General features: G+C 43.0%; 17 protein-coding genes. 5 read left to right on the top strand and 12 right to left on the bottom strand.

The window, feature by feature from the left end; genetic code table 11:
* The first annotated feature begins 244 nt into the window (after window positions 1-244).
* Both FOF60_RS07620 and FOF60_RS07615 read left to right on the top strand, forming a co-directional pair.
* Complete coding sequence (locus FOF60_RS07620) at window positions 245-814, top strand: LemA family protein (RefSeq protein ID WP_192472681.1); 570 nt, start codon at window positions 245-247, stop codon at window positions 812-814.
* A gap of 2 nt (window positions 815-816) precedes the next feature.
* On the top strand, window positions 817-1548 hold the full coding sequence (locus FOF60_RS07615) for a TPM domain-containing protein (RefSeq protein ID WP_251613627.1): 732 nt from the start codon (window positions 817-819) through the stop codon (window positions 1546-1548).
* A gap of 43 nt (window positions 1549-1591) precedes the next feature.
* Here FOF60_RS07615 and FOF60_RS07610 read toward each other — a convergent pair whose 3' ends face one another.
* Window positions 1592-2587, bottom strand: coding sequence for a phosphotransferase enzyme family protein (locus FOF60_RS07610; protein WP_192472680.1), 996 nt, complete (start codon window positions 2585-2587; stop codon window positions 1592-1594).
* 142 nt (window positions 2588-2729) lie between these two features.
* On the opposite strand from FOF60_RS07610, the gene FOF60_RS07605 reads away from it, so the two are divergent.
* Both FOF60_RS07605 and FOF60_RS07600 read left to right on the top strand, forming a co-directional pair.
* On the top strand, window positions 2730-3962 hold the full coding sequence (locus FOF60_RS07605; protein ID WP_192472679.1) for an MFS transporter: 1233 nt from the start codon (window positions 2730-2732) through the stop codon (window positions 3960-3962).
* A 102-nt stretch (window positions 3963-4064) separates the two neighbouring features.
* Complete coding sequence (locus tag FOF60_RS07600) at window positions 4065-4259, top strand: hypothetical protein (protein WP_192472678.1); 195 nt, start codon at window positions 4065-4067, stop codon at window positions 4257-4259.
* A 79-nt stretch (window positions 4260-4338) separates the two neighbouring features.
* Here FOF60_RS07600 and ltrA read toward each other — a convergent pair whose 3' ends face one another.
* Both ltrA and FOF60_RS07590 read right to left on the bottom strand, forming a co-directional pair.
* A complete protein-coding gene (ltrA, locus tag FOF60_RS07595) occupies window positions 4339-5598 on the bottom strand; it encodes a group II intron reverse transcriptase/maturase (protein WP_192472677.1) in 1260 nt (419 codons plus the stop codon).
* Window positions 5599-6249: 651 nt separating this feature from the next.
* Window positions 6250-6777 (bottom strand): hemerythrin domain-containing protein, encoded by a 528-nt coding sequence (locus FOF60_RS07590; RefSeq protein WP_192472676.1) that lies wholly within the window; start codon window positions 6775-6777, stop codon window positions 6250-6252.
* A gap of 215 nt (window positions 6778-6992) precedes the next feature.
* Between FOF60_RS07590 and FOF60_RS07585 the strand changes: the two genes are divergently transcribed.
* Window positions 6993-7328, top strand: coding sequence for a hypothetical protein (locus tag FOF60_RS07585; RefSeq protein WP_192472675.1), 336 nt, complete (start codon window positions 6993-6995; stop codon window positions 7326-7328).
* Window positions 7329-7603: 275 nt separating this feature from the next.
* Here the strand turns inward: FOF60_RS07585 and FOF60_RS07580 are convergent, their stop codons facing one another.
* The 9 genes from FOF60_RS07580 to mtnW form a co-directional block, all read right to left on the bottom strand.
* A complete protein-coding gene (locus FOF60_RS07580; RefSeq protein ID WP_023615122.1) occupies window positions 7604-7888 on the bottom strand; it encodes a ferredoxin family protein in 285 nt (94 codons plus the stop codon).
* Window positions 7888-9183 (bottom strand): FAD-dependent oxidoreductase, encoded by a 1296-nt coding sequence (locus FOF60_RS07575; protein WP_192472674.1) that lies wholly within the window; start codon window positions 9181-9183, stop codon window positions 7888-7890. The genes FOF60_RS07580 and FOF60_RS07575 overlap by 1 nt, the downstream gene beginning before the upstream one ends.
* Window positions 9176-10201 carry an electron transfer flavoprotein subunit alpha/FixB family protein gene (locus FOF60_RS07570; RefSeq protein WP_192472673.1) on the bottom strand — a complete coding sequence of 342 codons (1026 nt, stop codon included), beginning with the start codon at window positions 10199-10201 and terminating at the stop codon, window positions 9176-9178. The genes FOF60_RS07575 and FOF60_RS07570 overlap by 8 nt, the downstream gene beginning before the upstream one ends.
* Before the next feature lie 26 nt (window positions 10202-10227).
* A complete protein-coding gene (locus tag FOF60_RS07565; RefSeq protein WP_192472672.1) occupies window positions 10228-11055 on the bottom strand; it encodes an electron transfer flavoprotein subunit beta/FixA family protein in 828 nt (275 codons plus the stop codon).
* Between the two features lie 626 nt (window positions 11056-11681).
* Window positions 11682-11927, bottom strand: a complete 246-nt coding sequence (locus tag FOF60_RS07560; protein ID WP_251613633.1) for an aspartyl-phosphate phosphatase Spo0E family protein — start codon at window positions 11925-11927, stop codon at window positions 11682-11684.
* Window positions 11928-12084: 157 nt separating this feature from the next.
* A complete protein-coding gene (locus FOF60_RS07555; protein ID WP_192472671.1) occupies window positions 12085-12618 on the bottom strand; it encodes a 1,2-dihydroxy-3-keto-5-methylthiopentene dioxygenase in 534 nt (177 codons plus the stop codon).
* Window positions 12619-12682: 64 nt separating this feature from the next.
* The gene (locus tag FOF60_RS07550; RefSeq protein ID WP_192472670.1) at window positions 12683-13318 is read right to left on the bottom strand and encodes a methylthioribulose 1-phosphate dehydratase; all 636 of its coding nucleotides are present in this window, start codon (window positions 13316-13318) and stop codon (window positions 12683-12685) included.
* Complete coding sequence (locus FOF60_RS07545; RefSeq protein WP_192472669.1) at window positions 13315-13977, bottom strand: 2-hydroxy-3-keto-5-methylthiopentenyl-1-phosphate phosphatase; 663 nt, start codon at window positions 13975-13977, stop codon at window positions 13315-13317. Before FOF60_RS07545 ends, FOF60_RS07550 begins: the two co-directional genes overlap by 4 nt.
* Window positions 13974-15197 carry a 2,3-diketo-5-methylthiopentyl-1-phosphate enolase gene (gene mtnW / locus FOF60_RS07540; protein WP_192472668.1) on the bottom strand — a complete coding sequence of 408 codons (1224 nt, stop codon included), beginning with the start codon at window positions 15195-15197 and terminating at the stop codon, window positions 13974-13976. The genes FOF60_RS07545 and mtnW overlap by 4 nt, the downstream gene beginning before the upstream one ends.
* Window positions 15198-15215: the final 18 nt, after the last annotated feature.

Below are 15215 nucleotides of genomic sequence, written 5' to 3'. Positions count from 1 at the left end.
ATTGATTCAGCTTCCTCGAACCTGCCCACGCACGAGGGAAATGCGTTAGCATTTTCGGAGGAGTCTACGCGCCTTCCACTACAATCAACAGGGTTTCCAATAATAAAATGAAGGATTTCAAGTGGAAAGATAAGGAGGTAAGTTTCCGTGGCAAGAGAGTATCAATTCTATTAAGTTTAAAACCCTCACAAATGAGGGAAAAATACGGGCATCACCAAACAACTAAGAATTAGGAGTGGCTAGAGTGAAAAAAGGATTAGGAATTGTCATTGGTTTATTAGTCTTACTAGGAATTTTCATCATGATGGGAGTTGGCAGCTATAATAACTTCGTTGCCGAGGAAGAGAATGTCAACCAGGCATATGCCCAGGTAGAGAACCAGCTTCAGCGGAGACTTGACCTCATCCCAAACCTTGTCAATTCGGTCAAGGGGTATGCAGCTCATGAAAAAGAAGTCATCCAATCCATCTCAGATGCTCGTGCTAGATTAGCGGGAGCGAATACGCCGGAAGAGCAGGCAACTGCTAATGCCGAATTGTCCGGTGCCTTAAGCCGCTTGCTTGTCGTTGTGGAAAACTACCCAAACCTGAAAGCGGACAGGCAGTTCACCCAATTAATGGATGAGCTTGCCGGTACGGAAAATAGACTGGCTGTGGCAAGAAAGGATTACAATGATCAGGTATCCGTTTATAACCGGAAAGTAAAGCAATTCCCAGGTGCCATCATCGCTAACATAACAGGTTTCGACGAAAAGGAATACTTCCAGGCGGACCCTCGGGCACAGGAAGCCCCTGAGGTTGACTTTGGAGGCTGAGGATGAGCATAAATAGATTCCCTGGCCTGGTGGCAATACTTGGCATCCTGCTATTGCTGCTTCCTACCGGGGCAATCGCCGCACCAAATGAGATACCTGCACCAGTTGGGGATATATATGTCCAGGATTTCGCCAATGTTTTAAGCGAGAACGAGGAAATACAGTTAAAAAATATCGGAAGGTCGATTGATGATCAGACTACTTCTCAGATTGCTGTCCTTACTGTAGACTCGATCGGCGAGTCAAGCATTGAGGAATACTCAGTCGAAGCTTACAGAAAATTTGGGCTTGGAACGAAAGAAAATGATAACGGCGTGCTGCTAGTGATAGCCATGCAGGAAAAGAAAATCAGGATTGAAGTCGGATATGGACTAGAAGGAATCATCCCTGATGGCAAATCCGGACGAATCCTTGATGAATATGCGATTCCACATTTACAAAATGGCCAGCCTAACCTTGCTGTCATGAATACGTATCAGGCGCTTGCTAACGAGGTATCAGGTACAAATGAATTCGGCAGTGCACCGCGTGATGTTCAGCAGCAAGACTTGCCAATACCATCATGGCTGCTCGTCATAATCGTTATCGGCGTCATTGTCCTGGATTTTATGTTCTTCGGCGGGACCCTAACCTACTTGCTGCTATCGATTATATCGAGAGGCGGCGGTGGCGGAGGACCTCGAGGAGGAGGAGGCGGATCTTCCGGAGGAGGCGGTGCCAGCCGCGGCTGGTAAATTGACGAAAACACCAGAAGCAATTTGCTCTGGTGTTTTCCTTTTAGTTTTTAATATTTATAATCGGCTGTTTATTCCTGATCCTGACTGCGATTTCATCCATCATAACTTTCAATTTTTCGTCCCTATCCTCTGGAGCGATTTTTTTGTGCAGGACTGAATACAGGACAATATCGCGAAGCATCAGGAACAACGGAACTTGTTCCTTCCAGCCTTCGGGCAAATCGTTCGCTTTTTGGTATCCTTTTATAAACGCATCAAGAAACATCTGGCCGAAGCGATTTCGTGCTTCTTCCTCGCCAGCAGGGATTCGATATATGATTGAATAGTACAAAGGAATTGCGATATCTGAGGCGAACCAATGGTAACTCGCATCATCAAAATCAAAAACATGAATCTGTTCTCCATCATAAAAAAAGTTCCCTGAATGGATGTCAGTATGGATGACACCGTAATTATCTATATTTTTTGGAAGAGCGGAAATCTCTGCAATCACTTCTTTCGCGTTTTCTACTAATTCCCTCTCGTCAGAAGGATAATATTTTTCAACTGACAAAAGTTCGTCCTCATCCCAGCTGCTGCGTGCTTTTATGCCTTCAGATGGCTTATAGGATTTTGTGGCATGATGCATCCTTGCTGTCGTTTCCCCCCATTTTTTGAACAGTTCTTCATTGAATTTTTCTGACCGCACACTGACTGCAGCTCCTGGCGCTTTAGCAAATAAACAACCATAGAATTCACTTCTATCTTCTGCCAGAATTTCTTCTGCAAGAAGCCCGTTTTTGGAGGGGAAAACTTCCGGAACCGACAGACCTTCGTTGTTTAGATGCCTCATCCAGTCCAGTTCGGCTAAAACCTCATCCTTGCTCCGGTGGGAACTGTGTGTGAGCCGCATGATATATGGATGGCCATTTCTATATGTTTCAAAAACATAGTTCTCAAAATCACCCAGTTTTTTTACTTCCCTCTCCAGATTAAACCGATCCAGAAAATCATTTAAAATCTCCTGGTTCATCAATGAACTCACGGCTTTTTCCATTCAAAAGTTCCCCCTTATAAATAATCTGTATTTTCTAAATTATATTAGAACATATTTTTCGGCAGAAAAGCTATTTTTATCTTGTGACTTTTTTTGTAAAATGATATGTAGGAAACCGAAATAATTTCAGTAGGAGACATTCATGAGCCAATCAGCTGCCGCCGTTAGAGCAAAACCGCAGAACCAAAACGATACAGCATATAAAATACTCTTCATCATCGGATTAGTACATTTACTTAATGATTCTATTCAATCTGTTATTCCAGCGATGTTCCCGATCCTTGAAAAATCTATGGGGCTTTCATTTACCCAATTAGGGATGATCGCCTTTTCTTTGAATATTGTCTCCTCCATCCTTCAGCCCTTGATTGGAATGGCAACTGACAAAAAGCCAATGCCTTATGCCCTGCCGCTGGGTTTGACCTCGACAATGTTCGGTGTTCTTGGCCTTGCATTCGCTTCAAGTTTTGAATTTGTTATTCTTTCCGTTTTATTCATAGGACTTGGGTCAGCTGTTTTCCATCCAGAAGGCTCCCGTGTAGCCTATATGGCAGCCGGCCCGCGCAGGGGATTGGCACAGTCCATATACCAGGTCGGCGGCAATTCCGGGCAGGCACTTGCCCCGCTGATTACTGCGCTCATCCTCGTACCGCTCGGTCAATTCGGAGCAATTTGGTTTACGTTAGTTGCAGCAATTGCTGTTGGTCTGCTCTTATATATCGCAGCCTGGTACAGCCGTAAATTGGATTATGAAAAATTAGCCGCCAAAGCCAAGAAAGCAAGCGTACAGGTCAGCAAGGGAATCTCAAAAAACATTAAAATGGCACTCGTTTTGATTCTATTTTTGATTTTTGCCCGGTCCTGGTATATTTCAGGGATGACGAATTTTTACGCGTTTTATGCAATCGAGAAATATGGCCTTTCGATCAGGGAGGCACAAATATTCCTGTTTGCGTTCCTTGTTGCCGGTGCATTCGGCACATTTTTCGGCGGTCCGCTGGCAGACCGATTTGGAAAGAAAAACATCATATTTTTATCGATGATTGCTACTGCTCCATTGTCCGCAATCATTCCATTTATGCCATATACTATTGCGTTTGCTCTGCTGACGGTAAGCGGCTTTATTCTGATGTCGAGCTTTTCAGTAACTGTTGTATATGCACAGGAGCTCGTTCCGGGCAAAATCGGTACGATGGCTGGCCTGACAGTAGGTCTCGCATTCGGTATGGGGGCCATCGGTTCTGTCGGATTAGGATACCTTGCTGACTTGATCGGATTGCCTCTGATGATCATCTGTGTCGGATTCCTGCCCCTTCTGGGAATTCTGACTATGTTCCTTCCTTCCGATGAAAAACTGGCGGAATGGAACAATTAAGCTCGAGAATGAAAATTAAAATATTCCATTTGCATATTCATGTTTAGACATACTCCTGTTAAGGAAAAAAAGAAAGTGAGGATAAAAAGAAGGGAGAACAACATGTCTAAATTTAAGATTAACTATTTTTTTGAAAAAGATTTTCAAGTTTCACGACCAATCGAGGTAGAAAACATTTCAGAAGCCATCCAGGATGCGAAAGATCAAGAAGGGATGATCGAGTTCACTGGAGAGGATAATGTTTTTTATAGATTCGATACAAAAGACATTAAGCTTGTTACGATTACAGAAGCTTAATTATAATCGAGTAGGAGGGGGTGACTAACCCCCGACCTCTCACACCACCGTACGTACCGTTCGGTATACGGCGGTTCAATTAAGTTTGACGTAGAAATTCATATCTTTGATATAGACTTTTGAGCCCTCGATTACTCCAGTAAGAGTTATCGAGGGTTTTGTGTAGAATTGGACTAGAGGCTATTCTCCAGTATTTCTTTCTGGAGTTTCCCCATTCGTATGCCTTTTGATCAGGAACGCCTAGACTTTTGAGCTTTCTTACTCTTGTCTTGGGGTTCTTCCATTGTTTCCATTCAATCATACGAAGTCTTCTTCTAATCCACTCATCAAATTCTTTGAATTTACTTGGTGTATCAGCCAATGCAAAATATCCACACCATCCCGTTAGATATTGATTCAGTTTCTCAATTCTAACTTCCATAGGGGTTGGTTTAGAACGGGAGGTTAGCTCTCGTATTTTGGCTTTAAGCCTTTTAATACTTTCATTGGCTATTCGAACCTTCGGTTTCTTATTAACCGTAAAGCTAAAGCCAAGGAACTTTCGTTTCCACGGGCGGTCAACCGCTGATTTCTCTCTATTTACTTTGAGCTTTAATTTCTGCTCGATGAAGCATGTAATCGAGTTCATCACTCGTTCTCCAGCTTTCTTCGATTTCATGTAGATATTACAATCATCGGCGTAGCGGACAAACTTGTGCCCTCTCCTTTCTAACTCTTTATCAAGCTTATCCAAAAGGATATTCGAAAGAAGAGGGCTCAGTGGACCTCCTTGTGGTGTTCCTTCTTCTGCATCGTAGACTACACCATTTATCATGATTCCTGCTTGGAGATATTTCCGTATTAATTTCAAGACCAATCGGTCTTGGATTCTGCTTGCCAATATCCCCATCAACTTATCATGATTCACTTTGTCAAAGAACTTCTCCAAGTCCATGTCTATCACCCATCTGAAACCTTCGCTTATATATCCCCTTGCTTTACGAACAGCGTCATGGCCTCTTCGATTTGGCCTGAACCCATAACTATGTTCTGAGAAGGTTGGGTCAAAGAGCGGGGTTAAAACTTGAGCGATAGCCTGTTGAACGAACCGGTCTGTCACGGTAGGTATTCCTAGTAATCTAACTCCTCCGGTCGGTTTCGGGATTTCGACTCGACGGACTGGGTTAGGTTGATAGGTACCTTTCCTTAAAGAATCACAAAGGGTGTCCCAGTTTTCATAGAGATATCTTCGTAGGGATTTTACGGACATTCCATCTATGCCGTGACTCCCTTTGTTCTTCTCCACACGTTTAAGTGCTTCTATTAAGTTTTCCCGTGACAGAATCAGATCCATTAACATGTGATATTTCCTTTCGACGTGAACGTAGAAGTCTAATTATGTTATTCCTGCTCCACCCTCCTGAAGTCCCCTGTGGAATTCACCACGTCCTCCTTCAAGTAAGTCCTTTCGGATTGTCTGCTTCTACACAGGAATTGTATACCTAGTTCTCGTTCTTCCTAATTGTTCAGTCCTTCCCCTACCGTCTCGAGTCGGTAAGGTACTATGACCTCTGCTGACTTCTGGTTGTTCAGCTATTTATTGCTAAATAGGTTACCAAGTGTACTTGGCGTTTCAACCAGACCTCCCCGGGTAAGAGTACAATCTTTCCCTCCATCTATCTGCTTCATTTACTCTGTACCACCTTCGGCAGTAAGGACTTTGTTTTGTGTAGCAAACTCATCCAATGGTACCTAGCCTTGTATGAAGTTCGTGTTCCTCAGACCGGAGGTTTGCCGCTCGCTTCCTTCAGATTCCGCGTCGCCGCGGACACCCTTGCGTTAAGCTAACCACTACTACTGCCTTCGTGGCTCGGGACTTGCACCCTATAGATTGCACCCATGCCGGGCGCACTACAAAAAGGGTGAAGCCGCGACGGCTTCACCCTTTTTAAATTATTTTTCACATAGTCCAGCGCCGGTGCTGACTGAAGCATGCGCTTTTTTATCCCTATTAGATCAATTTTATACGCGCTGCCAGTTCCTGCTTTTCTTCCTCACTGAACATATTCTCTGCCATTGGGAAAAGAATGCTTTCTTCTTTAGCAAAATGGCTCACTAAAGTGTAATTTGCATTTTTAATCATCTGGGCGTTTTCAATCATTTTCTCACTTGTAAAACCTGTCGTGCCATCCTTTGTGTTATGGAGGAAGGTTCCAATGAATCGTTTTGCCTGATCATGTTCATATTCCATAACCGCAATCGGCCCCATTTCCCTTCCGATATAAACAGCCATCATTTCAAATAATACGCCTTCTTCACGCTCAGAATGCGGCTCAAGCTCAGCAAGAAACTCAATGACCAGCTCTCTCAACCTTGAGAAATTCTCCTCCATCTGCCCCCCTTCCTCAATTTTCAATGAAATATCCAAAAGGTTTGCCAGCATATCCAATAAGGGGGGATGTTCATTTTTTAATTGCTGAAGACCTGCACTTAATGTAAAACTTGAATCTTGGTTTATACCGCTCATACAACCTGTCATATCAATCGGCCTCCTATATCTCTTATAATTTGATTATAAAAAGCAATTGAAGTCTCAGTTGTGATAGGCATCACAATTTTGATTTATTTAAGAAAATGTGAAGGAAAAATGACACTTTGTTAAAATTTCAAAAAATTTTAACAATTCGCCTTCAAATATTATAAATCCTTACATATAATAAAGTTATAGCTTAATGGAAAAGGAGTGATTTCACCTTGCAGAATAATTCGTACCGGGATTTTTATCAAAAGTCACTTGTGCCAGCAGGGCTTAGCGACAAGAAGGCGTTCCTCGAAATCCAGCCTGATGTACTGCATACCCACTTAATAATTGGACTTCAGGGACATCAAGACAATGACCGTGAATTCTATCATTGGAACGTAACTATATACAAATCAGACTCATCCGGAATCTATGATGCTGACAAACCAGTTTATGAATCAACTCTGTATGACCGGTTTGATGATGCTGTAGAGGCAGCGCGGAAGATAGAAAAAGAGATCCGCAGTGACCAGCTTCACGCATTACGCCAGCAAGAAAAAATCAGTTAACCCCTCTTTCAAATCCCTCACTTAAAAGCTCCACCTTTTTTTGAACCCATTTGTGAATTAACTTACATATGATGAATATAGAACAATTGTTGATGGCCAGCTTGTTGAGTACATATTCCTTTATCTATATCAGTTTGTTTTTTATTCCTTTTCCTTCTCACAGTCCATGTATCATTTATTTATCCTTCCATTCTCCTCATTTATTAGACAAGCTTACACAACAAAAAGACCGGCGAACGATTTGTCCGCCGGTCTTTTCATGTTAACCAAACAAATCAGGCTAGCCTGAATACGATTCCGTGTCCGCCTTTTGGATATTCCCATTTGATATTCTGGTAAGGGCAGCCGATCCGGCAGCTGCCGCATTCATGACAGCCTTCATAGCCTACCTGCATCCTTTTCCCTTCCCACTTGTATACTTCAGCCGGGCAAAATACGGTACAGAGTTTGTCAGGGCACTGCGTCATGCAGACGTCATGGTCCAAAACTGTCAGATGTGATTTCGTGTCACACTTAAACCTTAAAAGAAATTGTTTTTCCTCGATGTTTGTCGTTGACATTATTTCACCGCCTTCCAGGCACGATAGATGTCTTGCATTACTTTAAAGGTTCCTTTTTCAGCCGTCACGCTGCGCATGATTTCCTTTTGTTTTTCTCTCTTAGGTGTTCCATCTACTGTGAAGAACTTGCTCATTGCTTTGTTCATCATTGGCAGATATTCCTTGAAATATTGCGGGTATGTCTCAAAGGTATGTGCAGCATCCTTATATTTTTCAAGGTCTTTAATAATGAAGCTGCCGAACAATGCTTCCTTATAGCGGTTCAGGCTGTTCTCGCTGAAGTCGCCATCATTTTTGGCTTCTACGATGGCTTCTGCTGCCATTTGCCCTGAAGCCATCGCCATGTTTGAGCCCTCACGGTGAATGGCATTTACCAGCTGGGCAGCATCTCCTACTACAAGCACACCGTTTCCGGCAACCCTTGGCACGGAATTGAATCCCCCTTCAGGGATTAAGTGGGCCAGGTACTCTGCCGATTCCCCTCCCTCTAGATAAGGACGAACCATTGGATGTTTTTTCAGGTAATCAAGCAGCTCATATGGCTTCAATTTAGCTTTGATCATGCTTGAAAGTGTAGTTCCTACACCGATGTTCAAGCTTTCCTTGTTAGTATAAAGGAAGGCGGTACCAAGATTGCCTTGTGTTGAATCACCGAAAATCTCAATCGTAGTTCCGTGATTTCCTTCAAGATTGAAGCGTTCATTTATTTTGTCCTTCGGCAGATTGATTACTTCCATAACCGTCAGGGCAACTTCATCAGGACGGAATTCCCTGTGGAAGCCAAGCTGCTTGGAGAGCAGGGAGTTTACACCATCTGCAAGCACGACAACATCGGCAAATGCTTCTCCATCAGGGCGGTCGGTACGCACCCCTATAACCTTGCCATTTTCTACGATACATTCAGTAACAACTGTTTCATTTATCAACAACGCACCCTGTTCGACAGCTTTCTGTGCGAACCATTGGTCAAAATGTGCACGCAGTACTGTAAAGTTATTATATGGTTCAACCGCCCATTCGAGACCTTTATAACCAAACTGGACAACCGATTCTTTATCCATCATCCAGAATCGCTGCTCAACAACCGGCCTTTCGAGAGGGGCTTCTCTCCAGAACTCCGGAATGATATCCTCCATTTGCTTACGGTAAAGAACTCCGCCCATGACGTTCTTCGATCCCGGGTATTCACCACGCTCTATCAATAATACTTTCAGTCCGTTTTTGGCACAGTTGTATGCACATGACGTTCCAGCAGGGCCGGCTCCTACGACGATTACATCAAATTTTTCAGACATAGCTCATTTCCCCGCCCTTCTCTTTGCTGAGCTCCTTGAACTGCTTGATCAGTTTCGGTACAATTTCTAAGGCATCCCCGACAATGCCATAAGTGGCTACATCGAAAATTGGAGCGTTTGGATCCTTGTTGATGGCAATGATCAGCTCAGAGTTTTTCATCCCCTCGACATGCTGGATTGCCCCTGAAATACCGATCGCAAAATAGATTTTCGGAGTGACAGTCTCGCCAGTCTGGCCTATTTGCTGCTCATGCTTCAGCCATCCTGCCTCAACCACATCCCTTGTACCTCCAACACTTGCACCGATAACTTCCGCTAACTCATGAATTAGCTGGAATCCCTGGATATCGCCTAGTCCTTTTCCGCCAGCCACGATGACATGGGCTTCAGCAAGGCTTGCTTTTTTTGTTACATCCTTCACAATTTTAAGCACTTTTGTGCGCATATCCTCTTCGCGAAGTTCTAGCTCTTCTTCAATGATGACTCCCTTCCTGCCTTCATCTGTTTCAAGGGCTTTCATCACCTTAGGCCGTACCGTTGCCATTTGCGGCCTGTGTTTTTTACATAGAATGGTTGCCATTATATTTCCGCCAAAAGCAGGACGGCTGGCTTCGAGCAGCCTTTTCTCAATATCGACATCAAGCATCGTCGTATCAGCTGTCAAACCAGTACTTAGATCCGTTGCAACCGCACTCGCCAGGTCCTTTCCATTTGGTGTTGCTCCATAAAGGAAAATTTCTGGCTTATATTTTTCAGCAAGTGTACAGACTCCCTTCATGAAGGACTCAGTTCGATAATCCTTCAGGACAGGATGGTCAACGACATATACTTGGTCTGCACCAGCATATATCACTTCATTAGCTAAAGGCATGACACCTTCCCCAAGCATAACCCCGGAAAGCGGCACTTCCAGCTTGTCGGCAAGCTTCCTTCCTGCACCCAGTAATTCCAGTGAAACTCCTTCGATTTTTCCATCATTTACTTCAATGAATACCCAGACTCCCTGGTTTTCTTCCATTCTGCTATTCCCCCTTTTAAATCGAATCAAGAGTTGGCTGTTTTTAATTTCAATAAATCTTTTCTTTCCATTAAAATTCCCATTAACTGCTCTACTTGTGAATCAGGATTTCCTTCAATCCTTTTCCCGCCTTCAAGTTTTGGAGGACTGAACATCTTGCCAACAATCGTTGGAGATCCTTTTAAACCCAATTGCGTCTTGTCAACATCCTCAAGGTCATTCACAGACCAGATGACCGGTTCATATCGTGCCGCATTGATCATATTTGGAAGCGGTGCATATTCTATGTCATTAATCTCTTTTTCAACAGTCAGTAAGCAAGGCAGCTGTGATTCAAGCACCTCGTAGCCATCGATTTGCTTACGCTTTATGTGAACATATTTCTCTTTCTTATTAACCTCTGAAACTTCAATAACATTCGTGATTGGAGGTATATCAAGCCGGCGGGCAATTCCTGGTCCTACTTGTCCTGTGTCACCATCGATCGCATGCTTCCCGCAAATGACTAAGTCTATCGGATTATCCTTCGAAATTTTTTCAAGCGCTTTGGAGAGCGCATAGCTTGTAGCAAGGGTATCTGCTCCTGCAAATGCTCTGTCTGAGATCAGGTATCCGCGATCCGCGCCAATTTCTACACTTTTTTTAATAACAGCGACAGCCTGAGGCGGCCCCATTGAAAGAACAGAAATAGTTCCTCCTGTTTTATTCCTGATTTTGACTGCTTCCTGTACAGCGTGAGCATCATAAGGATTCAAAATGGCTGGTGCGCTTCGCCTGTCCAGAGTATTGGTCTTAGGATTGATTTTGATAATTTTTGTATCGGGCACTTGCTTGACACAAACGACAATGTGCATACTCTCTTTTCCCCTCCTCAAAATGTAAAACTATTAATTTGTAAGCGGTTACTTTTAGCTGTTTTCGTTTAAAACGTTTTCTTTAATATGAAGGGTAATTTAATAAGGAAGGAATTTTTGATACCAAGAAAAACCCTCCTGTTCAGATGGCTTTAGCCCCTGCAGAAAACGAGTATTATAAAACAGCTGTAATACAGGCTTATGTGACATTAATTTATGACAAATCCAGATAGTTGCTTTTCACACAGCCTTATATAAATAAAATGCTATGTAGTACGATATATGAATCGTATTACATGCATAGTACCAACAATTAAAAAAGTAGATAACATAGGTGATATTGTTTTAAGAAAAATGAGGATAAACTTTCATAAACATACTAAAGTCAGCTGTAAAAAAATTATTGAAAGTTACAAGATGAGAGGTGCATTAGCAGATTGATGATAAGAAGCTATCTATGTTAAAAATATATAAAATAATCCTATAAAAATATGATAAAAATCACACAAAGATACATTATCGTGAAAATTTGAGCAAATTGTTAAATTTTTTTGCTCTTATAAAAACACTTTAGCCACCGCCGGTTTATTGGCAGTGGCTAAATTTTTCCATATGTCTGAATGGTATCACGCATGCGATAAAATATATTGTTTCTTTGTAAGCAGGATCATCTGCCTGAAAAGGATTCTTGTTTTTTTCCTCTGCAGCTCCGTCTCCCTGCACAATGCCTGATACTCATAAATTAGAGTGTCAAGTTCCTGGCTGCGACGGACTGTTTCAGCACTAGTGTATCCCGTTTCCAGTGCAGAAGCCACCATCAATTCCCTAACGCGATCAATTTCCTTCAACAAAGCGATTTGCGATTGATACACTTCTATATCTCCTCTACTACTTTAATTGCTTAATAAAATAAATAGATTACTTGAAGAATTATGGCAAATGCTAGGATGAATGTAAATAGATTCGCAAAATAAGACAATATTCACGGCAGAAAAAATTTACTTCGACAAAGTTTGCGGTTTGTTATGATTACTGGCTGACTTTTTCCTCTTCGTAAATTGGCACCCAGCCTTCAGTTGTCACGAAAATTCTTACCGCAACTACCTGGCGATCATCCTGAAGAGTGAAATAATGGCGTGTATTTTCAGGGACTGAGATTAAGTCTCCAGGATTCAGGAACACTTCAAAAAATTCTCCGTCATTGCCCTGGATGACAAACACTCCATGACCACTTACGATGAATCTTACTTCATCATCTGTGTGATGGTGTTCCTGCTTAAAATTAGCAAGCAGCTGGTCAAGATTCGGTGTATTGTCCGACAATGAAATGACGTCCTGTGCCTTGTAGCCTCTGCGTTCTGAAATGTCCTCAATCTCAGCTTTGAATACGTCGAGTATTTGCTGTTTTTCCTCGTCAGTCAACAGGAACTTTTCCTGAAGATTTGATGGCAGCTTATTGATATCCCACTTTTCATAGATAACTTCCTGTGCGTTCAGGAATGCTTCTACCTGCTGCTCTTCAACGATTCTTTCCTGTGTGTTTTGCTTTACGATAAATGCCATGTGAATCTCTCCCTTTTATCTTAATGTTTAATCTACTTATGAAATCTGTTTAAAAAGTCCTGAGTTAAACCACCTTGAACAACTGGAATGGTTTATGTTCAAGGAGCCTTAACTGGTAGCGGAATAAAAACTCAGTAGCCTCAAGAATCTTCTTTGCTTCAAAAGCGTTTCTCCCCCAGACAGTGATTCCATGATTACGGATTAAGACCGCGCCTGTATCTCCTTTTACATGCTCTGAGAATGCTTTAGCCAACGTTGGTATATGCGCATAATTCGGAATTATGGGAATCTTGAGGACAGCATCCTCCTCCCAAATATTAAAAGCCTTAATTAATTCCTGTCCCTGAAACTGTACTTCGCCCCTGTCTCCATAGACTTCTGAGATGACATTATTGTCAATGGTATGGACATGCAGGCTGCAGCCGGCGTTTGTTTTTTTGTATACCTCGACGTGGAGGAGCGTTTCAGCAGACGGCTTAAGATGTGTTTCTTCAACTGGCCGGCCGAATTGGTCTACGAGCAAAAAGTCTTCGTCCGTTCTTTTCCGCTTATCTTTCCCGCTTGCTGTTACAAGGAATTGCACCGGGTCGTCATTCACTTTAATCGCCAGGTTGCCGCTCGTTCCCATAAACCAATCACGCTCTGCCAGTTCGGCCTTTACATCCGCCAGTTCTTCCCACTTACACTCTAAAATGCTCATCCTCTCACCCCTGTCTCAGTTTTAAGTGCTTCTATACAGTCATAAAACGTTTCAAATGGTCTATGTGCAATTGCCCACTCTTCGCATTTATCCTTCAAGTAATCTCTAGCCAGTACAAAGTCTGCTTGCTTGGCAGCTTCCAAATCTGTTACGGAGTCCCCGATGACGATTTTATAAGCATCTCTTTGATCTATCCTTCTCATGATTGATGGTTTGCAGCAGCCGCAATCATTTGAACACTGATCATCACAGCTGTTTGGCCATTCAATTTTTATCGTTTCTCCGGTAAAATCTGAACCGTTGCAGTAAATGCCTGTTATCGGTCCGAATGGTTCAATGATGGGTTCGAGAAAAAAGTCTATACCGCCGCTGACGATGTAAACAGGAATCCCTTCCTCACGGGCAAAATCAAGAAACTCCTGAAAACCCGGGCGGATCCTGGCATTCTGTACAGCAAATTGAATAATTTCTTCCTTCTTGGAGACCGGCAGCAGGGAAAACATTTTCCCTACTCCTTCCCGGATTGAAATACTGCGGTCAAGCACTGCTTCTTTTATTTCATCCCAGCCGTCAGAACCGAATTCTTTCATGATCGCTATGATATTGTCCTTTTCGGTTACTGTCCCGTCAAAGTCACAAAAAATTACCGGCTGTCTCACTTCGCCACCGCCTCTGACGACCCCCAAAGAGCAATAGCCGTTTTCAACTCATCATGCTCAAGGGCGCCTTCTTCAAGTGTTTTTCCTTGAAGAACGGTATCAATTGCCTGTCTGAATGCCTTGCCGCCGCCCTGTGCTCCACCAGGATGTCCATGGACGCCTCCACCAGCATTTATGATTGAGTCCACACCGAAATCTTTTATAAGCAGCGGTACCATTCCAGGATGTATGCCTGCTGATGGTACCGGGAATGTCCTTTTGAATTGATCCTCAGCAGTCAGTGCCTCGGCTATTGATAACGCCTGCTGCTTTTCGAGCGCTACACTTCCATAAGGTGACGGGAACAGTGAGAAGTCAGCCCCGGCATAGCGGAGTAATTTTCCCAGAAGCAAAGAATGTGAAAAACCATATTCATCAGCCGATGTCAACGCACCGCTTACTGCAGGGTGAGCCATGATCGGGATGCCAATTTCATCATCTTCCCTTAGTTCTTGTAAAACATCCAAGCCATAGGCAAATACATTGAACAACAGTGCATCGGCTCCCAGTTCAGCCGCTTTTCTTGCTTTGTCCTTCAACTGTAAGGTTCTTCCTGTAAGATTGGCAGCATATAGAGTTCGGTGCCCAGTAGATTCATAGACTTCTTCGAGGACCTCTTTACCAAGAGCGATCCTATTTTCAAAAGGTGTAAGCTCATTTTCAAACAGGATTTCGTCGTCCTTGATCAGGTCAACTCCTCCAAGGCTTTGTTCTTTAAGCTGTTTTAGCAGAAAATCCATATCACGTCCGATGACACCTTTGAAGATACTCATGAGCAATGGGCGGTCGTGGACGCCAAGCTTGTTCCTGATTCCTTCAATCCCAAAGCGCGGACCAGGAAAGTCTTTCTTTAATTCTTCTCCAAATTCAAGGTCGATAAGTTTTACCTTGCCATCAAGCGAAAGTTTTCCAAAAACTGTTGTAAGAATGGCTGGCAGGTCAGGTGAAAAGTTCAGGGCTGGATAAGCGATTTTGATTGTTGCCACAGTTTCTGAATTGTGGTCCAGGCTTGAACCTTCAACAGAAACCACTCTCCCCTTATGCTTTTTTAATTGTTTTTGATCCAGTTCCGGCAAGTCAGTCCATGAACCCACTGTTAAGCCAAGCGCGATTCCCTCTGCTTTCTTTTCGGGGTTATGTTTGGCGTCATGGACTATATATGTCGCTGTAATTTCACTCATGAAGATCAATCCCTTCAG

The sequence above is a fragment of the Mesobacillus jeotgali genome (assembly GCF_014856545.2).
Classification (GTDB): domain Bacteria; phylum Bacillota; class Bacilli; order Bacillales; family Cytobacillaceae; genus Mesobacillus.
The sequence above is the reverse complement of the archived record's forward strand: the minus strand, read 5'-3'. Positions and strand labels throughout refer to the sequence as shown.